This is a genomic window from Flavilitoribacter nigricans DSM 23189 = NBRC 102662 (assembly GCF_002646595.1).
GTDB lineage: Bacteria > Bacteroidota > Bacteroidia > Chitinophagales > Saprospiraceae > Flavilitoribacter > Flavilitoribacter nigricans.
Genome location: NZ_PDUD01000028.1, coordinates 178154 through 202517, shown reverse-complemented (window position 1 = coordinate 202517; position 24364 = coordinate 178154). Strand labels below are relative to the sequence as shown.

At 51.6% G+C, this 24364-nt stretch carries 18 protein-coding genes and 1 pseudogene; 12 read left to right on the top strand and 7 right to left on the bottom strand.

The genetic code is table 11. The features are described 5' to 3' along the window. The first annotated feature begins 37 nt into the window (after positions 1 to 37). Entirely contained in the window at positions 38 to 1303 is a 1266-nt protein-coding gene (locus tag CRP01_RS43025) for a helix-hairpin-helix domain-containing protein (protein ID WP_233752743.1), read from the top strand. Between the two features lie 4 nt (positions 1304 to 1307). Here the strand turns inward: CRP01_RS43025 and CRP01_RS24370 are convergent, their stop codons facing one another. Next, the gene (locus tag CRP01_RS24370; RefSeq protein WP_099152724.1) at positions 1308 to 2486 is read right to left on the bottom strand and encodes a serine hydrolase domain-containing protein; all 1179 of its coding nucleotides are present in this window, start codon (positions 2484 to 2486) and stop codon (positions 1308 to 1310) included. Positions 2487 to 2665: 179 nt separating this feature from the next. Between CRP01_RS24370 and CRP01_RS24365 the strand changes: the two are divergent. After that, positions 2666 to 4165, top strand: a pseudogene (locus CRP01_RS24365) (xylulokinase); the annotation flags it as partial. 492 nt (positions 4166 to 4657) lie between these two features. Here the strand turns inward: CRP01_RS24365 and CRP01_RS24360 are convergent. Further along, positions 4658 to 5551 (bottom strand): toxin-antitoxin system YwqK family antitoxin, encoded by an 894-nt coding sequence (locus CRP01_RS24360; RefSeq protein WP_170110519.1) that lies wholly within the window; start codon positions 5549 to 5551, stop codon positions 4658 to 4660. Positions 5552 to 6035: 484 nt separating this feature from the next. Between CRP01_RS24360 and CRP01_RS24355 the strand changes: the two genes are divergently transcribed. From CRP01_RS24355 to CRP01_RS24335, 5 genes are all read left to right on the top strand, one after another. Then, the gene (locus tag CRP01_RS24355) at positions 6036 to 7541 is read left to right on the top strand and encodes a xylulokinase (RefSeq protein ID WP_099152721.1); all 1506 of its coding nucleotides are present in this window, start codon (positions 6036 to 6038) and stop codon (positions 7539 to 7541) included. A 129-nt stretch (positions 7542 to 7670) separates the two neighbouring features. Beyond that, entirely contained in the window at positions 7671 to 9005 is a 1335-nt protein-coding gene (gene xylA / locus CRP01_RS24350; RefSeq protein WP_099152744.1) for a xylose isomerase, read from the top strand. Positions 9006 to 9149: 144 nt separating this feature from the next. Then, complete coding sequence (locus CRP01_RS24345) at positions 9150 to 10769, top strand: sodium:solute symporter (protein WP_099152720.1); 1620 nt, start codon at positions 9150 to 9152, stop codon at positions 10767 to 10769. Positions 10770 to 10872: 103 nt separating this feature from the next. Next, positions 10873 to 11346 carry a hypothetical protein gene (locus CRP01_RS24340; protein WP_099152719.1) on the top strand — a complete coding sequence of 158 codons (474 nt, stop codon included), beginning with the start codon at positions 10873 to 10875 and terminating at the stop codon, positions 11344 to 11346. Between the two features lie 162 nt (positions 11347 to 11508). After that, positions 11509 to 12609: a DUF2911 domain-containing protein gene (locus CRP01_RS24335; protein WP_099152718.1), complete on the top strand. Its 1101-nt coding sequence runs from the start codon at positions 11509 to 11511 to the stop codon at positions 12607 to 12609. Between the two features lie 130 nt (positions 12610 to 12739). Here CRP01_RS24335 and CRP01_RS24330 read toward each other — a convergent pair whose 3' ends face one another. Continuing rightward, a complete protein-coding gene (locus tag CRP01_RS24330; RefSeq protein WP_099152717.1) occupies positions 12740 to 14254 on the bottom strand; it encodes a serine hydrolase domain-containing protein in 1515 nt (504 codons plus the stop codon). A 174-nt stretch (positions 14255 to 14428) separates the two neighbouring features. Here CRP01_RS24330 and CRP01_RS24325 point away from each other — a divergent pair, with 174 nt between their 5' ends. Continuing rightward, complete coding sequence (locus tag CRP01_RS24325) at positions 14429 to 14980, top strand: winged helix-turn-helix domain-containing protein (RefSeq protein ID WP_099152716.1); 552 nt, start codon at positions 14429 to 14431, stop codon at positions 14978 to 14980. Positions 14981 to 15054: 74 nt separating this feature from the next. Here the strand turns inward: CRP01_RS24325 and CRP01_RS24320 are convergent, their stop codons facing one another. After that, the gene (locus CRP01_RS24320) at positions 15055 to 16089 is read right to left on the bottom strand and encodes an AI-2E family transporter (RefSeq protein WP_099152715.1); all 1035 of its coding nucleotides are present in this window, start codon (positions 16087 to 16089) and stop codon (positions 15055 to 15057) included. 153 nt (positions 16090 to 16242) lie between these two features. Here CRP01_RS24320 and CRP01_RS24315 point away from each other — a divergent pair, with 153 nt between their 5' ends. Together CRP01_RS24315 and CRP01_RS24310 are read left to right on the top strand one after the other, a co-directional pair. Beyond that, positions 16243 to 16584: a PadR family transcriptional regulator gene (locus CRP01_RS24315; RefSeq protein WP_099152714.1), complete on the top strand. Its 342-nt coding sequence runs from the start codon at positions 16243 to 16245 to the stop codon at positions 16582 to 16584. Further along, the gene (locus CRP01_RS24310; RefSeq protein ID WP_099152713.1) at positions 16581 to 17039 is read left to right on the top strand and encodes a hypothetical protein; all 459 of its coding nucleotides are present in this window, start codon (positions 16581 to 16583) and stop codon (positions 17037 to 17039) included. Before CRP01_RS24315 ends, CRP01_RS24310 begins: the two co-directional genes overlap by 4 nt. 41 nt (positions 17040 to 17080) lie before the next feature. Here CRP01_RS24310 and CRP01_RS24305 read toward each other — a convergent pair whose 3' ends face one another. Together CRP01_RS24305 and CRP01_RS24300 are read right to left on the bottom strand one after the other, a co-directional pair. Then, complete coding sequence (locus CRP01_RS24305) at positions 17081 to 17866, bottom strand: anti-sigma factor (protein ID WP_099152712.1); 786 nt, start codon at positions 17864 to 17866, stop codon at positions 17081 to 17083. A 133-nt stretch (positions 17867 to 17999) separates the two neighbouring features. Next, positions 18000 to 18584, bottom strand: coding sequence for an RNA polymerase sigma factor (locus tag CRP01_RS24300; RefSeq protein ID WP_170110518.1), 585 nt, complete (start codon positions 18582 to 18584; stop codon positions 18000 to 18002). Positions 18585 to 18990: 406 nt separating this feature from the next. Here CRP01_RS24300 and CRP01_RS24295 point away from each other — a divergent pair, with 406 nt between their 5' ends. Both CRP01_RS24295 and hemA read left to right on the top strand, forming a co-directional pair. Continuing rightward, the gene (locus tag CRP01_RS24295; protein ID WP_099152710.1) at positions 18991 to 22116 is read left to right on the top strand and encodes a CHAT domain-containing protein; all 3126 of its coding nucleotides are present in this window, start codon (positions 18991 to 18993) and stop codon (positions 22114 to 22116) included. 83 nt (positions 22117 to 22199) lie between these two features. Beyond that, a complete protein-coding gene (gene hemA, locus CRP01_RS24290) occupies positions 22200 to 23432 on the top strand; it encodes a glutamyl-tRNA reductase (RefSeq protein WP_099152709.1) in 1233 nt (410 codons plus the stop codon). Between the two features lie 22 nt (positions 23433 to 23454). Here hemA and CRP01_RS24285 read toward each other — a convergent pair whose 3' ends face one another. After that, entirely contained in the window at positions 23455 to 24231 is a 777-nt protein-coding gene (locus tag CRP01_RS24285; protein ID WP_099152708.1) for a hypothetical protein, read from the bottom strand. Positions 24232 to 24364 lie beyond the last annotated feature (133 nt).

Genomic DNA, 24364 nt, shown 5'->3' with positions numbered 1-24364 from the left:
AGCTCTCAATACCTGAACACCAAAAATTAACAGAGGCATGGATTTCGATATGAATCAGTTTTTCGATAATTGGGATACAGCAGATAGTTACGCGGCCCTGGCCATTACGCTTATTGGCTTTTTATTCGGTTTGTTGATCGGATATCTGCTGCGTAGTCCGAGAGTGAGACGGTTGCGGGAAGAACTGGAAGAATCCAATGCCGATCTGGTGCAGGCCCGTCAGGAGCTGGGCGGTATGAAAGATCAGCTTGATCAGAAAGAGGCCGATCTGCAGCGGGTCCATTACGATCTGGTGGAAATGACCGAAAGGGTAGATGCGCTGGAAGAAGAAAAGGCGAAACTGCTCAAAGATATATTTCAGGCCAACCAGGAGGTGGAAAATCAACAGGCCAATACCCGTTCCTATCAGGCCAAGATCGATTACCTCAACCAGCAGATCGCCGACTTCGAGCAGGGGCGGGAAGTACCCACTACCGTAGTGGTAACGGAAGATGACGACACCGAGGACGATACGCCGCAGGTCATCTACGCAGCCACCGACACCGATGCAGTGACGGATCTGGAGGCCACCAACCAGCGTTTGGAACGTTTTGAAGCTAAACTGGCCCAGCTGGAATCCGAAAACCAGGCCTTGAAACAACAGATCAGAGGATTGCATCCGCAGGAAACGGTTCCGCAGTCTAAAAGTGCGGCAGTTGATTCCAGTTCCCTGATCTTTGAGATCGATGATGTGGAGGAGGAACCGGAACTGAAAACTACTCCGGACAAAACCGTATTGCACAAAAAGATCGCCGTGGCTGATATCGAGCGGGACGACCTGACGAAGATCGAAGGGATCGGACCGTTCCTGCAGACCAAACTCAACGAGATCGAAGTATATTCCTACCAGGATATTGCCGAGTGGGACGCTGCCCGTATTGCGGAAGTAACCGACAAGATCAGCTATTTCCCGGGGCGGATCGAAAAAGACAACTGGGTGGGACAGGCGAGAAGCCTCTATCACCTCAAACAGACCAACCCATCGGCTCTGGTCACTCCACTACCGAATGCCGAAGACCTGAAAGTCATTGAGGGTATCGGACCGAAGATCGAACAGTTGCTCAAAGAGGCCGGTATCAACACCTGGCACGATCTGGCGGAAACGGACCTGGAGCGCCTGCAATCCATCCTTGCCGCTGCCGGCGAACGCTACCGCATCCACGATCCCAGTACCTGGTCGCAGCAGGCCCTGCTGGCGGCCAATGGCAAATGGGATGATCTGCAGACCATGCAGGACGAACTGAAAGGCGGCCGAAGAGTTTAAGCGATCAGGTAGGTACGGCCCTGATGGCCGGAAGAATATATTTTTCCAGTAGCTTAAATGGTGGTCTCCGGGTAAGGTAATTACCGCCCGTGAAAGCGACGACCGTATTCAGTTCCGGAAGCACCATGATGTGTTGCCCGCCGAAACCGGAAGCCGCATACAGGTGTACGGTCTGTCCGGAATGCTTATAATCTTTTGTCCACCAGGTATAAGAATAACCCATTTTTCCGGAAGGCTCTCCGGGCACGTTGATGGGATAAATACCGGGAAAAGTAGTCGCACTTTTCTTTACCCAATCTTCCGAAATGATCCGCCTGCCTTGCCAGAGGCCGCCGTTCAGGAAAGTGGCCCCGATCTTGATCATGTCCCGGGCGGTGATCTCCAGGGTATTTCCATCCACCTCATTTTTAAGTTTTAGGGACCATTCAAACTGTTCAATTCCGAGTGGTTGGAAAAGGTATTTTCCGGAAAAGGCTTCCATCGGCATTCCACTGGCATTCCGGATGATCTCTCCCAGGAGAATGACATTACCGGTGGAATAATTAAACTGACTCCCGGGAGCGGCGACCAACGGCATTTCCAAAATAAAGGTGATCGGATCTTTTTCCGAAAAGTAGATCCCAACGGCCGGGTTTTCTCCGCTGCTGTAGGGCGCACTCCATTCCGGCCAGTACAAACCGGAGGTCATGGTGAGCAGGTGACGGATCGTGATCCCTTCTTTCCCGTCTTTTTTCAGGTGCTGATGGTCGGGCAGATATTGCCAGATGGATTGATCCTCACTCTGGATAATACCCCGGTCGATCGCAATGCCGATGCAGGCGGAGGTGACGCTTTTGGCCGCAGAATGAATGTTGTGCAACTGATCCGCATCCCATTGTATCCATTCGCCGTGGTGGGCCGGCGCCTCCCATTGCCACTTGTGCCCCGGGAAGTATTCCTCCAGTACCAGTTTATTGTCCTTAAAGATGAGCATACTGTGCATGCCCTGGTATCGACCGGAATAGATACGGTTGACGGCCCTGATGATCGGGGAGGTATCAATGGCGACTTCACTCAGAGAGCCGGTTGGCAGGCCATCTGCTCCTGGATCGGGCGCTCGATAATGGTAGGTACCCGCGGGAGTAAGATCACAGCTGAGGTATAACAGGGAAAGAAGCGTAAGTAACAGGATACTTTTTTTCATTGGAACGGGGCTTTATGGATCAGGAACTTCCTTTCAAAAGTACCCGCTGCTCCCAGCTTTTGCAATGACTTTGCTCACCGGCAGATCGGTGCGATACCGTTCCGGTCCGGATAATTCCGGCGGGTAAAACCTATTACTGCCCGTATAAAAGTGTATCTTTGACGTATCAATGACGTAATATGTATTTACTCGGATTTGATATAGGTTCTTCCACCATCAAAGCTGCACTGATCGATGCCGATAGCCGGACGACGGTAGGTGTGGTACAATTTCCGGAAACGGAGATGGATCTCATCTCCCGGCAGAGCGGCTGGGCCGAACAGCATCCGGAAGTCTGGTGGCAAAACCTCTGCCTCGCCACGCGTCGATTATTATTCAAATACAATGTGGATCCGGAAAGCGTAAAAGCCATTGGGCTGGGCTACCAAATGCACGGGTTGGTGTTGGTAGACCGGGATCAGCACGTACTGCGACCTTCCATTATCTGGTGTGACAGCCGCGCTGTACCTATCGGACAGCAGGCTTTTAAAGAACTCGGAGAACAGTATTGCCTGGAGCATCTGCTCAACTCTCCGGGAAACTTCACGGCCAGTCGCCTGAAATGGGTAAAAGATAACGAACCGGAGATTTACGAAAAGATCCACCGGGTGATCGTGCCGGGCGACTATCTGGCCATGCGCATGACCGGAGAGTTAACCACTACGGTTTCCGGATTGTCGGAAGGGATTTTCTGGGATTTTCGGGAGAATAAAGTGGCCGATCCTTTGCTGGAGTACTTCGGTATTGATCCGGGGCTTTTACCGCCGGTAGTGCCGACCTTTTCGCTACAGGGAGAACTGACGCGTATGGCGGCCGAAAGCATGGGGCTCAAAGTCGGTACGCCCGTAACCTATCGGGCCGGGGACCAACCGAACAATGCCTTAGCCCTGAATGTACTGCATCCGGGGGAGATCGCCGCTACCAGCGGGACTTCCGGAGTGGTATACGGTATTGTGGATGAAGCCCGCTACGATAACCTTTCGCGGGTAAACGCTTTTGCCCACGTCAACCACGGAGCGGATCAGCAACGGATCGGGGTGCTGTTGTGCATCAACGGCGCGGGGATCCAGTACGGCTGGATGAAGCATCAGGTTGCCCGCTCGGGTACGACCTACGAAGATATGGAGCGAATGGCCTCCACCGTGCCGGTCGGTTCGGATGGTCTGTGCCTGTTGCCTTTCGGAAACGGAGCGGAGCGTATGTTGGGTAACCGCAACCTCAACGCCCATCTGTTCAATTTACAGCTCAACCGCCACACGCGGGCCCATACCTTCCGGGCCGCGCTGGAGGGAGTGGCTTTTTCTTTTGTCTACGGTATCAACATTCTCAAGGAAATGGGGCTGCAGGTATCCGTAATGCGGGTAGGGAACGACAATATGTTCCGCTCCGGTATCTTCGGAGCGACGATTGCCAGTCTGTTGGATTGCAAGATCGAGGTCATGGATTCCACCGGAGCGATCGGTGCGGCCCGCGCCGCCGGTTACGGAGCGGGTATATACAACTCCCTGGAAGAAGCACTGTCCGGTCTGACGGTAGAAGCGGTGCACGAACCTACCCTGAATCCGGCGCTGTGCCGACAGGCTTACAGCTACTGGCAGTCTTGCCTTGATCGTATTCTGAACGAGCACCCTCGCAGTCGCAATGCACCGGTAGACCAGGTAAGGGACGACCTGCCCGGTCGCTTGAAACGCAAAGAAAAAGAACTCAATACGGCGAGTCTGAAATTGTCGACTGCAGACCAGTTGTTAGGGGATGTGCGCGATTATTTGAAAAAACAAACGACGGAAAAGGAGCAGGGGGATCCTTCGGCAAGAAACCTCTATCGGAAGATCGATCATTTTCTGCACGACCAGGAGAGCTGGGACCTCCTGGAGCAACGTATCGACCTGATGCAGGACGATTTTCACCACAAATTGCGCAAAACCTGCCCGGAGCTGAGCCTGGAGGATATTCATCTCTGTAATCTCATCCGTACCAACCTTTCTACCAAAGAACTGGCGAATATCCTTAACCTAAGTGTACGAGGGGTAGAAACGCGCCGTTACCGGCTTCGGAAAAAGCTGGATCTGCCGCGGGAAGAAGGTCTGGTGGAATATCTGGAAGGGCTTTAGGCGAGCCTGGTGCCCAAAGGTTTAAATTGGTGCGCCGTAGGACACCATATTCCGCTGCACAAAGATCTCTTCGGAAAACCGCAGGCTGTCGGCTGCCACCGGAATAATGGCTTCCAGCAGGTATTTTCCAGCAAAATCATCCGGCAGCGGTTCCTGGAACCTATATTTTTCGTGATCATTTACGATCGGACACAACCAGGCATTTTTTCCCTGTCGGCGGATAAGTCGAATAATGGGCTGGGTATCCGGAGGAGTAGCCAGGTTAAATTTTAATAAGAATTTACCGCTCAGCCGGTCGAATTCAGCCGACAGGTCAGCGAACGGATTTCCAACGTAGTGCAAGGCCCCGCCATCTTTCTTATAGCTGATGGCCAGTATCCGATCCGCATCCTGATCGTAATAGGAATAGCTCTGCAGTTTCCCGTCCGGATAAAAAGTTATGTCAGAGCCCTGCAATTGCTCATTCTGGTAGGTACGCCGGGCTTCGAGCTGTCCGTTTGGATAAAAAAGTTCTACCCTGCCTTCCGCTTTGTCCCAGACCTTTTCTCCCCGCTGGGCCAGTTTACCATTTTTGTGGTACCAAAAATACGGTCCGTGGGCATAGCCCTGGGCGTAGGTATATTTTGAGGAAAGGGTGCCCGATGGGTGAAAGCTTTCGTAAGTCCCGCTGATCCGCCCGTTTTTGTAGCGTATGCGGCGGTGCACCGTCCCATCCAGAAAGTATTCTTCGTACAGACCGTGCATGAGGCTATCGGCCGTCATGGTGTAATTGGCCAGCAATTCGCCGGTCCGGTAAAATCGCTGTTGCGGTATCAGCTGTTCCGGTTCCGGTTGGACTGGTTCGGAAATCAGCTCCGTTTGGCTGCATTGGCTGGAAAAGATCAATAAGGAAAAGGCGATCAGAGTAATACGCATATTCAGCAGGTTAGGTGAAGACGATGGTAAAAGATAAGTTTTTTTCTGCTGCCTTGCGTTTTCCTGACCGTACATTAACTGACGAAATGGAAAGAGAGACATTTTGGAGAGTCATAAGGATAATCTTGATCGACGGAATAGATAGGCATTGGTTTTGACGTATTATTGACGTATTTGCCAGAGCTGTTGACGTGCTATTGCAGTATCGCAAACTTGTGCGCACTATTCTAAAATACCGTTCTTTGTTCTGTGAAAATTGATTGGTTCAAAATTTTATTAAAGTATGCGAATTTTCGCCAGCTTTATGTTTTGAACAAAAATACCAGATGTGCCAGGTTTTTGAAATCTGGCACATCTTTATCCTCAAGAAAAAACGAAGGAGTGTAAGTAACCTTCTTGAATCCTGTCTTTTACCCCAGTCTTTGTAGCGTTTCAATTTTGTATTTGGCAATTAATTAAACGAACGAAAAACCTACTGAAATTTATGTATTTGATCGGGTACGACATTGGAAGCTCGTCCATTAAGGCGGCAATTATCGAAGTAGCAAGCGGCCGGCAGATCGCTGTCCGGCAGGAACCCGAAAGGGAGATGGAGATGATCGCCAAACAGAGTGGGTGGGCGGAGCAAGATCCCGAGAGTTGGTGGCAGCACGTTTGTACTGCTACGGCTAAACTGCTACAACAGACCGGCATTGATCCGGCAGCGATTCAGGGAATAGGAATTGCTTACCAAATGCACGGGCTGGTCGTCGTAGACGATCAGCACCGCGTCCTTCGGCCCTCCATCATCTGGTGCGACAGCCGCGCGGTAGAGATCGGCAATCAGGCTTTCGACCGGATCGGACACGAACGGTCACTGAATTGCCTGCTCAACTCGCCGGGCAACTTCACCGCATCCAAACTGAAATGGGTGCAGGAGAACGAACCGGAACTCTACGCCCGGATCCACAAGATCATGTTGCCGGGAGATTACATCGCGATGAAGCTGACGGGTACGGTCAATACGACCATTTCCGGCCTCTCCGAGGGAATCTTTTGGGACTTCAAAGCCAATGATGTGGCCCAGATCGTCCTGGAAGATTACGGGATTAGCAGCTCGCTGATCCCGGACATTGTGCCCACTTTTGGTGATCAGGGTAGAATGAATGCAGCGGGAGCGGCCGCAACCGGTCTGAAAGTCGGTACGCCGGTTTGCTACCGGGCGGGCGATCAGCCGAACAACGCCCTGGCGTTGAATGTCCTCAATCCCGGAGAGGTGGCCGCTACGGGTGGTACTTCCGGAGTCGTATACGGCGTGGTGGACAAAGCGGTATCCGATCCGTTTTCCCGCGTGAACGGTTTTGCGCACGTCAATTACACGCAGGAAGATCCGCGGATCGGGGTGCTCTTGTGTATCAATGGAGCGGGCAGTCAGTACGGCTGGATGCGCCACCAGGTGGCTCCAGCGGATGTCGACTACTACGAAATGGAAAAAGCCGCCGCCGGCGTTTCGGTCGGTTCGGAAGGTTTACATATTTTACCCTTCGGCAACGGCGCCGAACGGGTGCTGCAAAATATCAATCTGGGTGCCCATATTCACGGCCTGGAATTCAATCGGCACAACCGGGCTCACTGCTACCGCGCGGCGCTGGAAGGCGTAGCGTTCTCCTTCGTTTATGGCGGCGAGATCCTCCACCAGATGGGCCTGCGTACGGATATTATGCGGGTGGGTAACGATAATATGTTCCGTTCGCAAATCTTTTCGGAAACTATTGCTACATTACTAAATTGCGAGATCGAAGTACTGGAAACGACCGGTGCGATCGGTGCGGCGCGGGGTGCCGGCTACGGTGCCGGGGTGTACAATTCTCTGGATGAAGCAATGGGATCACTGGAACGCATCAAAGTCTACCGGCCTTTGGCAAATACGGAAGCCTACCGGGATGCCTACGCGATCTGGCGTCAGGCGCTGGAGAAAAAGCTGGCCGAATACTCCGCTGTAGAAGTTTGAAATACCAAAACACGATAAAGCAAAAGATCCGGACGAATAGCGCGGGTTCAAAACGGCCGAACTTCGGAAGTTTACAATACCTGCATGTTCCGGACTTACCAACAATCGACTGACAACTTAAATTTTTATATGATGAGCAATGTACATCTTGGTAACAAAGAATATTTTCCAGGTATAGGTAAAATTGAATTCGAAGGACGTGAATCCGACAATCCTCTAGCTTTTAAATATTACGATGAAAATAAAGTAGTGGCCGGCAAGACGATGAAGGAGCATTTTCGCTTTGCCATTGCTTACTGGCACACCTTCTGCGGAACCGGTGGCGACCCTTTTGGTCCGGGCACCAAGGTATTTCCCTGGGATGCTGCCGACGAGGCGGTGCAGCGCGCCAAAGATAAAATGGACGCCGCTTTTGAATTCATAACCAAGATCGGAGCTCCCTACTACTGTTTTCACGATTTTGATCTGGTGGAAGAAGGAGGTAGTCTGGCGGAATCCGCCCGGAGACTGGAAGCGATCACTGCTTACGGCAAGGAGAAGATGGCCGCCAGCGGCGTGAAACTGTTATGGGGTACTGCTAACCTCTTCAGCAATCCCCGTTTCATGAACGGAGCTTCTACCAACCCGGATTTCGACGTGGTAGCCTACGCCGGTGCTCAGGTGAAAAATGCGCTGGATGCGACCATTGCCCTCAACGGAGAGAATTACGTTTTCTGGGGCGGCCGGGAAGGTTATATGTCCCTGCTGAATACGGATATGAAGCGCGAGCTAGATCACCTGGCCCGCTTCCTGCACATGGCTAAGGATTACGCCCGTGGCCAGGGTTTCAAAGGGACCTTCTTCATCGAACCGAAGCCGATGGAACCCACCAAGCATCAGTACGATTTCGACGCGGCTACCGTACTCGGTTTTCTGCGGGAATACGACCTGATGGACGACTTCAAATTAAACCTGGAAGTCAACCACGCCACGCTGGCCCAACATACTTTCCAACACGAGTTGCAGGTTGCGGTCAACGCCGGAGCACTGGGCAGTATGGACGCCAACCGGGGAGACTACCAGAACGGATGGGATACGGACCAGTTCCCCAACAATGTGCTGGAACTGACGGAAGCCATGCTCGTGATCCTGGAAGGCGACGGTTTCCAGGGCGGTGGCGTGAACTTCGATGCCAAAACCCGGAGGAATTCTACGGATCTGGCCGATATTTTCTACGCCCACATCGGTGGTATGGATGCTTTCGCGCGGGCTTTGCTGGCGGCGGATGCCATCCTCGATAAATCAGCTTATAAAAAAATGCGGACGGAGCGCTACGCTTCTTTTGATTCCGGAAAAGGGCAGGATTTTGAACAGGGAAAATTATCTTTGACCGATCTTGCCAATATTGCGACTGCGAACGGAGAGCCTAAACAAATCAGTGGGCAACAGGAATTGTACGAAAACATTATTAACCAATTCGTATAAACCGGTACCAGTTAGAAAAGACCAGAGAGGTTGAGACGTTGAGCTTATGGTTTATCCGGCTGCGACGTCTCTACCTTCAATATCCAGGTCATTTTGGACTGAATGCCACTCTTGTTGTCCGGGAACCCTTTTAAGCAAGATTCAATGAGTAATAGTTTAGCAACTTTAGATTGGATAGTCATTGCCGGCTATTTTTTGCTGTTATTAGGAATAGCAGCCTGGGTGATCTTACAGAAGCAGGAAAACTCCGAAGATTACTTTCTGGCGGGCCGGAATATGGGCTGGTTCGTCGTCGGTGCTTCCATTTTTGCCTCCAATATCGGATCGGAACACGTGGTCGGACTGGCGGGGTCGGGAGCAGGAGATAAATTTCCCCTGCTGATCTACGAGCTGCACGCCTGGGTGGTGGTCCTGCTGGGATGGCTTTTCCTGCCGTTTTACGTGCGAAGCGGGGTATTCACCATGCCGGAATTCCTGGAGAAGCGCTTCAATCCGAGGGCGAGATGGTTCTTATCCCTCTTTAGTCTGGCGGCTTATGTACTCACCAAGGTTTCCGTGACGCTTTATGCGGGCGGGATCGTGATCTCTACCTTACTGGACATTTCCTTCATGCAGGGAGCTCTGGCGACCGTGATCCTGACCGGGATCTACACCGTGCTCGGCGGTATGCGGGCCGTAGTGTATACGGAGACCTTACAGGCAATGATCCTGGTGATCGGGGCGGCTACGCTGACCTTTCTGGGCCTGAACGCCGCGGGCGGATGGGGCTCGATCGTGGAAGAGGTTGGCCCGCAGTATATGGATATGTGGCGTTCCTCGAACGATCCGGAGTTTCCCTGGCACTGGCTGGTACTGTCCTCCACGATCGTGGGGATCTGGTACTGGTGTACAGACCAGGTGATCGTACAACGGGTGCTGACGGCCAAAAATATCAAAGAAGGCCGGAGGGGTACTATTTTCGGCGCCTTCCTGAAATTGATGCCGGTATTCTTATTCCTCATTCCCGGGGTGATCGCCTTAGTGCTGAAACAACGGGGTGAACTAGCCTGGGATACGCCCGATCAGGCCTTCCCGGCCCTGATGATGCAGATCTTACCGGCGGGACTCCGCGGATTGGTAGCGGCCGGTTTGATGGCAGCCCTGATGTCGTCGCTGGCTTCGGTATTCAATAGTTGTTCGACCCTGTTTACGGTGGATATCTATAAAAAGATCCGTCCGGAAACCACGGAGAAGCAAATGGTGCAAGTGGGCCGGATCGCGACAACGGTGGTGGTACTATTAGGTATTCTCTGGGTGCCCATCATCGAGCAACTGGCGGGTGGTTCGCTGTACAATTATCTCCAGAACGTTCAGTCCTATATCGCGCCGCCGATCACGGCGGTATTCCTGCTGGGTATTTTCTCCAGCCGGATCAATTCCAATGGTGCGCTGGTGACCCTTTTCTCGGGCCTGGCCATCGCTGCAGTACGATTGATCCTGGAAGTATTCAAGGGGTCGCTGAATCCGGATTCGTTCCTGTTCACGATCGCAGATATGAACTTCCTGAAGTTCTCTTCATTCTTCTTCCTGTATTGTGTCGCTGCGGCCGTAGTGGTTTCTCTGCTGACCGCAAAGCCGATCAAAGCCAACCTGGCCGGTTTGACTTTCGGTACACTGTCCGAAGAACAAAAAGAGAGCAACCGTTCCAGCTATACCTGGATAGATATTGTCGCCTCCTTGTTTGTAGTATCCATTGTGGTGTTTATCATGATCTACTTCAGCTAGGACCTGGCAGAACAGCATTAAATTTATATCTTAATGGTATAAACATGAGGACGCTTCGGGAGCTGGTCTACCCGAAGCGTCCTTATTTAAAAACTCTGTGATAATGGGAGAATGGAAAGAGACCCAACTGTTCATGAACCGAATGCTCTCGCTGATCCTGGGAGTACCGCTTATCGCTGCTTTTTTCATTGCTATTTTTTACAAGAATTCACCGGGCCTGACTATTGTGATCGGTAGTCTGGTATTTGTGGTTTTACTGATGGGTAGCCTGAAAATGACGGTGCGGATCAACCGGCAGGGAGTCTTTTTCAAATACGTCCCCTTTCATTTCTCCGAGCAGTTTATACCCTGGGAAAAGATCAGCGAATGGGAATTGATCAATGTGAATGCATTGATGGATTTCGGAGGAATAGGCATTCGGTATTCTCGTACCAAGAAAGGTTTTATCATCAACAGCAAATCGGGTTTGGAGATCCGGAAAACGGATAAGCGGATCATTGTGCTCAGTGTAAATGATACCCAAGGAGCGGAAGCGGTATTACGGGGCTTTGGAGGCAACGATCCCGATGTGAATTGACCGGTTCGGATCTCACTTCTGGCTGTAAATACGATCAAATTTGTCCTGTCGCCAACTTAAAAACAAATAAGTAGTGCCTGTTAACGATTCTACCGCCAATAGCCTGCCTAAGCTTAAAAATAGTATTACTTTAGCTCGCATTTTTAACAAAAATTAATACCCATGTATTGGAAGTATACTCTTCTATTTGTAGCCCTGCTGTTCGTAAGTAATGTGGACGTTATGGCCCAGGGAATAGAATTTCCCGGTCTGGATGCCAGTCCGATGGACGCAGCGCACTATCCATCCAGTGCCGCTTTTCGCAATTATCTAAGCGAAGATGACCCCAACCGTGATCTGAAGATCAAAGTCCTGTACTGCCGCCCCAATAAAAAGGGACGTGCTATTTTCGGGGAATTGGTACCCTTCGGTCAGGACTGGCGTCTGGGCGCTAATGAAGCCACGGAAGTCACTTTCTACCAGCCGGTTGGTATTGGTGGCGTGACCGTTCCGACGGGGACTTACACCATGTTTGCGGAAATATATCCGGAATTTTGGGTAGTGAAGCTGTCAACGGAGCGCTTCATTGCCGGTACCAGCAACCGCGATGTCAGCCAGGATATTACGGCGGCGGTAGTCCCTACTACCTCAGTACCTAAAGTTAGAGAGGCATTCACGATCGGTTTCCAAAAAGTGGATGACGGCGAAGTCAATATGGTATTCGAATGGGATCAGACCCGTGCGGTACTGCCCATCAACCTGAACCCGGTAAGCCTGGCCGGTGCGGATGCCAGCCCGATGGATCTGGTGGCTTATCCGGCGAGTTCCAGGCTGCGCAACTTACAGTCCGAAGCAGATTTCGACAAATCTGCGCCTAAGATCCGCGTGGTGTACAGCCGCCCGCAGATGAAAGACCGCAAGGTATTCGGTGAACTGTTGAAGTACGGAGAAACCTGGCGCGTAGGTGCCAACGAAACCACGGAAGTTACCTTCTTCCAGGATGTAATGATCGGCGGTAAAGAAGTGAAAGCCGGGAAATACGGTCTTTTTGCCAATGTGGAAAAAGATGAATGGGAGTTCATTATCCACAAGAATCTTCCTTCCTGGGGAAATCCGAACCACGATCCAAGCACGAACGTGGTAACGGTTAAAGCCAAAACGGAAAAAACACCTAAAACGGTAGAGGCGCTGTCCATTCTGCTGGTGGAAAAAGGTGCTAATCAGGTCGATCTGGTAGTAGGTTGGGAAAACACCATGGCCCGCCTGCCAATCACTTTGAAGTAATATCGAAAACCGGAGCGTCGTTCCGTGGAACAATAGTCCTTGGGCAATAGCTCTGAGTGGAATGGGGTTGGATCGTTAAAATCAAATGACGATCCAGCCCCATTTTAATTTGCAACTGGCCAATTCACTTTTACTCTTTGTCCAGCTCAACGTATACGCCGTAGCGGAAGCCTCCCGCTTCGCTGGAAAAGGCGGCAGCAATATGTCCTACAAGCTTACCTTCCCACGGATAAAGGATCAGTTCATTATTATTTGGGGTGCTCCCGTCGTATTGCGGCAATGGGATCTTGCCGGTAAACTGGAAGTTCAACAGCTGGTGCCGGTTGTAGATCACTTCTTCGATCTGCTGGGGGGCACCGTCCTCTATTTGCACGAAAACTTTTCCACTTTTCGGAAAGCTTAAGCGGATGGTCAGGTCCTCACCGTAGGCCCGGATGGTGCCCCGCCAGTTGCCGGCCAGTTGCTCATTGTAGACATAGGGGTTTTCGTATTCCGCCACGTATTTTTCGTAGGTCACCTGTTTTTCCAGGTCCGGCAATAGCGCATCCATTATGCGCTGAGCAATCTGATCGGCGTAACCGTTGAAGCTGGTGACATTGGTCAGGCAGACAATGGCGAGATCGGATTCCGGAACGAGCGTCAGATTGGTATTGGCACCCGTGACGCTACCGTTGCTGACCAGCGCGTGGCCCATGTCGTGCCAGCCGAGACCAAACCGGCGGGTAACGCTGCGGGGAAAATGGTGCATTTGCTCGATGTTGGCCGGACTGAGCGGCGACTGTTCCGTCGGCCATTCTTTTAAATGGAACTGAGCGTAGTGCAGAAGGTCTTCGGCGGAAGAATAATAACCCAGGCCGCCGTAGGGCACACTATTCAGCCGACCAGCCTCTGTGAGATCGCGATGGTAGGTCATCGCATAGGGCACTTCCAGCTGGGGGAAATAAGTTGTATAGCTGTGCTGCATACCGAGAGGCGTAAACAGCTCCCGCTGCAGGTAGTCTTGCAGGGACAGTCCGGAGACCCGCTCCATGATCAGATCCGCAACGCCGAAGGTATAGTTAGAATAGTTGAAAAATTGGCCCGGAGGCAGGGTGATGATCCCGTAATGACGAAGTAACTCATCTTTTTCTCCGTCGGTATGGGGATAATCCGCCGGATCGTTGAAAGAAGTCCAGCCGTGGGGAATGCCTGCGGCACAATTCAGGATATGCCACACTTTGACCTGATCGGCATCCCAGCGGTAGGCGCTTAGCCGGCCCGGCGCGAGCAACTCATTCACCCGGCTATCCAGTTCGATCCGGTTCTGTTCTACCAACGTCATTACTCCGGTAGCACTGATGGATTTGGACATGGAGCCCAGTGGGTAGATGGTCTGAGGCGTTGCCGGAATGTTTTGTTGAATATCGGCCCGGCCCAGTCCCTCCAGCCAGATAGCTTTCTCCTGGTAGAGCACACCGACGGACATGGAGGGTATCTTTCCCTGGTCCACCCAGCTCAAAATGGTATCCCGGACGGAAGTAAGTCGCTGGTCGGTCAGCTCCTGCCGATCGGGAATGACAATTTCAGGCTGCTGACTGATACAATTGGTCAAAGAGCCAACAAAAAAATAAAAAATAAGGAGCGAGGTGCATCGGATGATCTGCATTACAGTCTTATTTAAATGGGTGAAGTTGAAAAGGGTGAGTGTTTAGCCCGGCAAACGGCCGGACATACCCACCAACGGTACCCGATAAAACTATTAGATCATCGCCTGTAAATTTGGAAAATCGACCTTGATTTATACTGAAAAAGGTTTTCTTCAGGTATTCAATTCAGCATTATGGAAATTTCTGCTACCCTAAACGCCGCTCCCTTTTTGCTCGATCATCGTTACTACGTCAATCCGGCCGCTAATGAGATCGGATTTCTAAACGGGACGGTACTGGATCCGGTTTTGAAGGTGGAACCGCGCTTGATGGAAGTGCTCCTTCGATTGGCTCGGGCCGGCGGCCGGGTGGTCAAAAAAGAGCAGTTGGTTGCGGAGATCTGGGATAATTACGGCGGGGGAGAAGAGGCCCTGTTGCAATCTATTTCCAAATTGAGGAAGCTCTTCCGGGACGATGCCCGCAATCCTAAAGTGATCGAGACCATTCCGAAAAAAGGCTATCGTTTGTTACCGGGCATTACCAAGGCGGATTACCTGAGCGGTGCGCCGGCGGAAAGATTAACCCCCGCCACGCCGGTGATCATCCAGCAGGTGGGGATCTTTACCGGCTTTATCGAACGATTGACGGACTGGCGTTTTTTCCTGGCTTTTGTGGCCTTTTCGGCCATACTGATCGCCGTCCTGGGAATAGTGTACCAGATCGTTTTCTGGTACGCAGTGAGCTGATCCGGATGAATATCCGCAATTGATCTATCCGGACCGGATCATGCTGCTGCGGAGTAAAGACAGTTCGCAGTGGTCTACCGGAATTCCTCCCCAAGCATCGCCCAGCAGGTAACGAAAAAGGCGGCAATGATGGGGCCGAGCACAAAACCCGACAGACCGAACCAGGCAAGTCCCCCAAGTGTGGACAGCAGGATCAGGTAATCCGGCATTTTGGTATCGTTGCCCACCAGGCGCGGACGCAGGAGGTTGTCTACCAGTCCGATCACCAGTGCACCTACAATGAGAATGGCGATCGCTTTACCGATCTCTCCTTGCGTAAAAAGAATGATGGCGGCCGGTCCCCAAACCAGACCGCTACCGATGGGGAGCAGGGAGAGAATGGTCATCAGGAAGCCCCAGAGTACCGCAGCGGGTATGCCGACGGCCCAGAAAAGCAGACCGCCGATGGTGCCCTGTACCAGCGCTACGATCAGACTGCCTTTGACCGTAGCCCTTGCTACACTGGCAAAGCGCGCCAGCAATTTTCTTTCGTTCTCGTCGCCCAGCGGTAATACCCATACGAGCTGATGGATCAGTCGACGACCGTCCCGCAGAAAAAAGAAAAGGATATAGAGCATCAGAAAAAACTGGACGATAAAGCCGAATATATTCTGGGTGATACCGATCGCCTTTCCGGCCAGATTTTGGGTAGCGCTGGCAATGGCTTCTCCGATTGATTCCCGGATCTTTGCCGTTTCAACCCCAAAATTCTCCAGATAGCTTTCCAGTTCCGGGATCTGTTCCTGAAAGCGATCGATCCGTTCCTGGATATTAATATCACCATCCTGGATCTGTTCGTAGACCGCCAGGCTTTCGTTCACCAGGGTAATGGCCAGAAAGGTCAGGGGAATGATCACCAGCAGGAGTATACTCAGCAGGGTGAGTCCGGCAGCGGCGTTTTTACGACCCTTGAGCTTGATACCGATATATCGGTAGGTGGAATGGAAAAGAATGGAAAGTACGATCGCCCAGAATACAGCCAGTAGGAAGTCTTTAATGAGCCCGAAAAACGCAGCGGTAATCACTAACACCAACAAAAGAAAAAATAAATGTGGCGTGTTCTTTTTCATGTGCTAAGGGTTTGGTGCCTGCCGGCGCAAGTGTAATTTTCGCCCTTAAGATACATAGCTCCTGCCTACTTTTAAACCAAAGACTTGCATAAACCGAAAATTATACCTAGTTTTATGATGCATAGATAAATGATGTATCAATAAGACCATAAAATGTATTCGAAAGAACTGTTGAAAGGTACGCTAAAACCCATACTGCTGAAGCTTTTGAGCGACCGGGGAGCCATGTACGGATACGAGATCGTCCAGGCGGTTAAACAAATGTCGCTGGGCAAGATCGTGATCAAGGAAGGCAGTCTGTATCCCCTATTACACGCGTTGCTGGCCGAAGGAATACTGGAAACCGAATCCAGAAAGGTGGACGGTCGGACCCGGAAATACTACGCCTTATCCAAAAAAGGGAAAACGGAAACCGTTAGCGCGCTGGGCGAGCTGGAAGATTTTATGAGTACCATAAAACTGATTTTGACCACCAAGCCAACTACCCAATTATGAGCATCCGGGAGCAACAAATTAAAGAGATCCGAAAATACCTGCTGGAAAGTGGGTTGGATATACCGGCGGTAGTCGACGATATGCAGGATCATTTCTGCTGTGTGATCGAAGACAGCCTGCGGGCGGGTAATTCTTTCGAAACTGCTTTTGCGGAAGCGAGACTGCTCGTGCCGCCGGAGGATATCCGGGAAATTCAATCCGACACTATTTATTACCTCACCATAAAATCAAAGATCATGCACGTAAAGGGCATATTTTTAACTGCGTTCTTCTCTGTATTCCTATACGTATTGGGTACTATTATCTACAAATTCATGATACTCTCCGGAGCTGGTCCGGCGGGAGAGATCCGTTTTATTTTGCAGACGCTGGGACTGGTTGTTTTCGGTTTTGGCTTTCTGCCATTATTGTTCAGTTTCGGCTATAAACAGTTTGTAGCGAGATTGCAGGCGTAAAAAGATTGGATCAGTTGCCGGCAAAGGCTGCCGGCAACTGATCAATTAGCGATATTATACCAAAAGCTATTCAGTTTATCATTCAGATTGACCGCATCGTTGTGATGGGTATGCCCGTCATCGGCGATCATCTCTTCCAGGAGCGTTTGGAATTCGTCATTTCCGGTCTGCTCCAGTTCCAGATAGTTCAGGACTTTTAACCAGGAGGCATCCTCGCGGAGGTTGGGATTGCTGGCTTCATTCACTTCATTCAGTATGTCGTTGGAAGCGTCGTATTCCCCCTGCCGGTGCAAGCTGTGGGCCAGGTAATAACGGGCATTGTAATACAGCGGATCATCCGCCGGTACACTGCGTAAGTAGGCGTCGGCCTCGGCAAAGTTATTATCTCGGATCTTGGCAACCGCTTCGGGCAGTTCCTCCGCATTACCGCGGATATGCAGATCGAGTGGCATATTCTCGTAATAATCCATCGCCAGTTGATCGGAGGCGAATTGCTCATTGGCGTACCAGAAACTACCTACGGCCAGAATGAGTAGAACGCTGGCGGCAATGGCCAATACCCGGCGTAGATTACGGCGTGGGGCCATGGTCACTACCCTGGCTTCTTCCGTTTTGGTTCCGGTGGCCTCCGCTTCCTGCCATTCCTGAAATTGGGCGCGAAGGTTACTGCTGATGGAAAATTCCACCGCTTCCCGGGCCAGGCGGACGGCGTCCACCTCTTCCGCCAGAGCGGGATCACCGGCGATCTCGGCTTCAAAAGCCTGACGCTCGGCTCCGGCCAGTGCGCCGGATAAGTATGCTTCTATTTTGTCGATATCTGGTTCCATTTCTGACCTTTTTTGGGTATGAGGAAAATAATCCTGGAATGAGAAACTTGGATTGAAAAGAGCTTTGTTGGTGATATTCGATCCTCGATCAAAAACTGTTGCTCATTCCCTTGCTTTCATTTCCCTTTCCTGGCTAACTCAGCCATTGTTTCCATTGAGGCTGATCTTTAAAAAATTTCAAAAGTGACTGTTGGCAGCGGTATTTGTTTTTGCGTGCCATTTGCGCACTGCTGAAGTCCATTTCGGTGGCGATCTCTTCCATGGAGTAGGACAATTGCCACAATTCCAGGATGCGTTTACATCGCTCTCCGAGTTGTTCTAAAGCACGGTGCAAAAGGTTCTTTTTTTCGTCACTCAATAACTGGAGTTCAGGTGTACTGGTTTCAATCTGGTCCATTTGGGTCGCGTCTTCCTTAAGATCGACGCGAGCTTTCTTGCGTCTTTGGTTCTGCCAGAGGAAGCGGCAAATGGAATATAAATAACCCTCAATTGAGCTTTCCGCTCTAAATTTGTCTTCGCGAATATTGCGATCCAGGACGATGATACCTTCATGAAACATATCGTTACCGTCAGCGTCATTTCCCTGGTTGTTGCGGACAAAATGGACTACTTTTCGGCGCAGGTCTCCTTTATTGTATATAAAGCGAATTGCTTCCTGCCGGCCGGAGCCGCCCTTCTTAATGGCCGCCACCAACTCTTGATCGGTGTATACTTTCATACATAGGTGTTTATAATCCGGGTAATGTACCCATATGACCAAACTTTTTTCGGAGAAAGTGCAAATACAATCTACCATTTTCCCCAGCTCATCGATAAAGATAATAAGTATGAACTACTAATGGTGATTTTGCCCCCGGCTACCCGAATTGATCGGAGCAACCCAAAGGTACACTGTTGCAATAATAAAACTTTGGAGCTTTGCTGCCCATTGCAGTTTGTAAACGGTGGGGAAGTTGCCCGGTTGATCGGATTCAGGCTTAACGGGGCTCAGTTAGGTTTCCCGATCTGGGATTTTCCCAACCAATTTTACGTCAATATAGTATGCCTGCTCCTGAGTTCGTAACTTTGAGGGCAAAGATCACCGTAAAAGGACAACAGTGCTTAAACGTCGAAATCTTTTCTTCTTGTATTTCTGGCTGGTAGTATCCACCGTCGGTGCCCAGGTAACGGACCCGGCTGTGGCGCGTGAACAGCTGCAACGGGTAGAAGACCTGCTGGATGCAGCCGCTTACCAGCGGGCGGATAGCCTGTTGCGCTCGGTTTCCCCGGAGGTGCTGGCGCTGGAGCGTCCGGAACTGGAAGCCGAAGTGTTTCGCCTGAGCGGTTATCTGGCGCTGGAAACGGGGGATTACATGCGGGCTTACGATGTTTTCCGGCAGGTGGTGACCTTTACGGAGAACAACTTTCCGAAAAAAGATCCGGTGATCGGGCAGGCGTACAATGACCTCGGACACTATTATTTTACAACCGGGCAGTTGGATTCGGCCCGGCAGTTTCACGAAGCGGCACTGGCGATCCGTATGGCCCATTACGGGGCTACGGATCCCAAAGTAGCCGATTCCAATAATAACCTGGGTAATGTATACCAGTCGGCTGGTCGTTCGACCGAAGCCCTGGTCTACTACGAAAAAGCACTGGCCATCCGCCGGCGGCATCGGGCATCCGATCCATCCGCGCTGGCATCTGCGCTAAACAATATCGGTAGTGCGTATCTCTATCTCGGGCAGGTGAACCGCGCTACCCAGGCTTTCCGCCAAACCCTGGATATCCGTATCGACATTCTGGGACCGGACCACCCCCGCTACGGCCGGACCCTGCAAAATCTGGGTAATGCCTTCTACCAGGCCGGCGCACTGGACTCGGCCCAGCTTTATTATGAGATCGCTCTGGAAAATGCCCGGCTGAATTACGATTCTACCCATCCGCAACTGGCTAACCTCTACGAAAACCTCGGCAACTGCGCCCTGCGAAAAAATCAACTGGACCTTGCCGAGCAACAGCACCGGCAGGCCCTGCACATCCGGGAAGCGCTGAGCGACGCCGATCCGGTGGCCCCCGCTACCTCCTACCTGCATCTTGGAGATATCAACCGTCAGAAGGGCGACTATCTGGAAGCCCTGCAGCTTACCGAAAAAGGTTGGTCGATCCTGACCGAATACCTGCAGGAAGAAGATCCCTACCTGGCGGACGCCTGGGAAAAGCTCGGGCTCTGCCATCAGGTGCTGGGGCATTTCCTGGAAGCCAGAGATGCACTGATGACGGCGCTGGATATCCGGTGGAAGTTTTTCGGACCGAACCATCCGGTGATCGCCGGGGCGTATACCAACCTGGGCAATGTCTACTGGCAGGATTCCGACCACGCTTCTGCGCTCTATTACTACGGTAAAGCGCTGGAGATCTGGCGGCAGTACGGCGGGCAACACCTGAGGGAGCAGGCGGAAGCCTACAGCAATATTGGGAACAGTTACCTGAAGAACAAATCCTGGCCGGAAGCGCTTGAAGCATACCAGCAGGCTCTGGCTCTGCTTTCGGGCGAGTCGGCCCGGCTGAGGGCAGCGGTTTGGCAGCAGATCGGCGTGGCGTACGACGGGCTACAGGAATATGCCGCTGCTCTGGACGCTTACGATAAAGCGCTGGAGTTGTTTGATCGGAACCGGACGGAGCAACAAATGGAGATCCTGTATACCTTAAGTACCCGGGCCAATACGTTGCTGCGGGTCTACGAATCGGGCCGGGATCCGGATACACTGCGGCTGGCTGCGGCGGCTTTCGAGGAAAGCATGCAATTGCTGAATGAACGCCAATTGAACATTCTGCATACGGAATCCCGTCAGAAAGGGGTCGCGTTGCACTACGATCTGTTTGAGGGGGCTATTGCCTGCCAGTTGGCGCGCTGGCAAATGGAAAAAGACAGTGCGTATCTGTGGCGGGCATTCCAGCTGAGCGAGAATAGCAAAGGACTGAGATTAAGAGAAAAGTGGCTGGAAAAACCGGAAGATAACAATGCAAATACATCCGCCCTGGCCCGGGCGCTGAGCATGAAGGAAGCTGCTGCCGGATCATTGCAGGAAAGATTAAGAGGGAATCGTGGGTTACTGGCCCTGTTTGCGGGCCCTAAAAAACTATTCTGGTTTTTTCTGAAAGACCACCAGTTACAGGCCGGCATTATTGACGGGATGCCCGAGATCGATCGCCTGACCGCCGATCTTGGGCAAAGTCTGGCCCAATATCCACTGGCGGGAAGTGAACAACAGGTGGTCCTGGATTCTTTCTACCAACTGACGGCCCGCAAACTTTACCAACGGGTTTGGCTTCCGATGGAGCAAGCATTCCGGGGAGCATCCAGGCTGATCATCGTACCGGACGGTACGCTGGCTTATCTGCCTTTTGCCGTGCTGTTGACGGGAGAACCCAAAGTAGCAATGCGGTACCGGTCTTATCCCTATTTGCTCCGGGATTATCAGATCGGCTATGCCTATTCCACGGCTCTGCTGGCGAAGGCCCTGCAGCAGCCCGAACTGGAGGAAAAGCAGACCTGTCTGGCCATAGCCCCGGTATTTGACGGTCACCGTCCGGCCCTGGCGCCGCTCGATTACAACGCAGAAGAAGTAAAGGGGCTCGCCCGGGAAGTTGGTGCTACGACCCTCATCGGTCAGGAAGCCACCCGGAGTAAATTCCTTGATCTGGCCGGCCAGTACCGGATATTGCATCTGGCAACCCACGGGATTGCCAATATTTACCGCAGCGAATTTTCCTATCTGGCGTTCACTTTACCGGATACCACCGCCAACGGACGGCTCTACGTACAGGACCTGTACCAAATGGAACTGCCGGCGGATATGATCGTCATGAGCGCCTGCGAATCGGGTATCGGCCGTTTCCAGGCCGGGGAAGGTGCCATCAGTCTGGGTCGGGGCTTTGCGGCCGCCGGAGCCCGTAGTCTGATCGCTACACTCTGGAACGTGAATGACCATAAGACCTCGGAGTTTATGCAGGACTTTTACCGGGAGATGAAAAAGGGACTTTCCAAGGACGAAGCGATCCGGAAAGTACAGCAAAATTACCTGAAAAAGGCCGGTCAGGCGGATGCTCATCCCTTCTACTGGGCGGCCTATCTGCCGATTGGTGATATGGAACCTTTAGACCTGGGGCCGCGTTCTTATCTATGGCTTTTAGGGCCGCTTTTTCTACTGGTTTTAGGCCTCGTATGGTGGCTAAAACCCGGGCTTCTTAAGAATTTGTCCAAATAACCTAGATGACAGAGTCGTGACATATAAAGCGAGGCCAACTGTTATCTTTGTCTCGGTTTTTTCCACAGAATAGATCAAATGATATGTTAGAGCGTCTTAAAATACTAACGGTAACTCATAAGCGGACCAATTTGAATGAAATTGGGGACTACGTGTTAAAAACCGGTAGTAAAGACGAACTCTGTCAGCGTTTGCAGAAACTCAAATTCCAGCTTCGTCTGGATGAATTGATGTACCTCTCTACCTGCAACCGTGTCATGTACTGCCTGGTCACCGATCACGCTGTGGACGCTTCCTACGCCGGCCACTTTTTCCAAAAGATCAACCCGGAACTGTCACTGGAACAACTGGAAACGATCGAAGAAAAAGTGCAGATCCTGGAAGGTGAGGAAGCAATGGCCCACCTTTTCGATGTAGCTGCCTCTATTGATTCCCTGGTGATCGGCGAACGTCAGATCCTGCGCCAGCTGAGAGAAGCCTACGAACAATGCCACGCCTGGGAACTGACCGGCGATTTTATCCGCCTGCTCATCCAGCAATCCATCCAGTCGGCCAAAGAAGTCTACGCTAAAACGCGGATCGGAGAGAAGCCGGTTTCCGTAGTTTCTCTGGCCATCCAGCAGCTGATGCGCACGCATCTGCCCAAGAACGCCCGCATTCTGCTGGTCGGAGCCGGGCAGACGAACAATCTCGTAGCCAAATTCCTGCTCAAGCACGGTTTCAATCAGGTAACGGTCTTCAACCGCACCCTGGAAAAAGCCCAGGAAGTAGCCGAGCTACTGGAAGGTAAAGCCTACCTGCTGGCAGATCTGGCCGATTACCGCGTAGGTTTTGACGCCATGGTCGTTTGTACCGGAGCGACAGAGGCCATCATCACTCCCGAGCTTTATGAGCAGCTGCTCAATGGAGAGACTTCCAATAAGATCGTGATCGATCTGGCTATTCCCAATAACGTGGACCGCGAGGTAGTGGAACAGTTTTCCGTACACTACATCGAGATCGAAGGACTGCGTAATCTGGCCAAAGAGAACCTGGCTTTCCGCGAACAGGAGATCGTTCGTGCCCACCATCTGATCAACCGTCACCTGACCGAGTTTCCGGCCCTGCTGAAGCAACGCCAACTGGAAGTTGCGCTCCGCGAAGTACCGAACGCGATCAAGGATGTCAAACGGAAAGCGATCGAAGAGGTGTTCCGTAAGGAAGTAGAGGTGCTGGACGACAATACCCGCGAACTACTGGATCGCATGCTGACCTACATGGAGAAAAAATGTATCGGCATTCCCATGAAAGCAGCGCGCGAAGCGATCATCCAGTAACTGCAGGACCACCCTTAATATCTCATTTCTTTTTTCCCCGTCCGAATACTCTTCTACCCCACAGCAGGACCTGAAAACCGTAGGTGCCTACCCAAAGTACCAAAGCGGTAAAAGAGAGTACACCCAGCGCCGCATAGGGTTTGAATGCCCGCATATTTACCTGTAAAAATTCGTAGGCAATAAAATCCGTAACTACCATAATGGAATGGATCACAAACAGGATGAAGAGTATCTTCACCAGTTTGCGCAAGTAGTAAAGCCTTCTGACCTGACTGGGGTCGCGGTTGGTCTTTCTGCGCTGAACGATGTATCGCCGGGCAAAATAGAGATAGGCAAAGAATAGACTCAGGTAGAGAAATTGTTCCATAGCCCCGTAGAATGGACTGTAGAAATAGCGATCGGTCTGGATCTTTTGTTCCAGCGGTAACAGAAAGTTGATGGTCAGGAAGAGGAACTGCCCTATCGGCAGCACGAAGTGTTTGGCATCCGAAGGTTCCAGGCGGTAGGCGGGGTATAGATCGAGCTTGACGTAATAGAAGAGCAGTACGGGAAAAGACAGACTGAAGTAGATCGGAATGAATTTAAGGTCGGGATTACTTTCGTAAAAATCCAGCAGGATCAGAATGGTGTGCAGCAGGGTGAGACCGAAACAGATGAGTAACAGACCAAAAAAATAGTTGCTGCGCTTGATCCCGGAACTTTTAAAAAAGAACAACCCTCCGGTAGCCAGGCCTTGTAAAACGCCCGCCGCCATAAAAGCGATCAAGAGGTAGAAGGGTATGGAATGTCCGCTCAGCATGATCTTTAGGTGTGAATGAAAATAGTGAAAGCATGAGCACTCGGGTGCCGGTCCCCGCACTCAGTTTGATTTTCATTGCTTTTCCGCCCGCACGGTCATATTATGATAAAGCGGTATCCGGAAACTTTCCGAA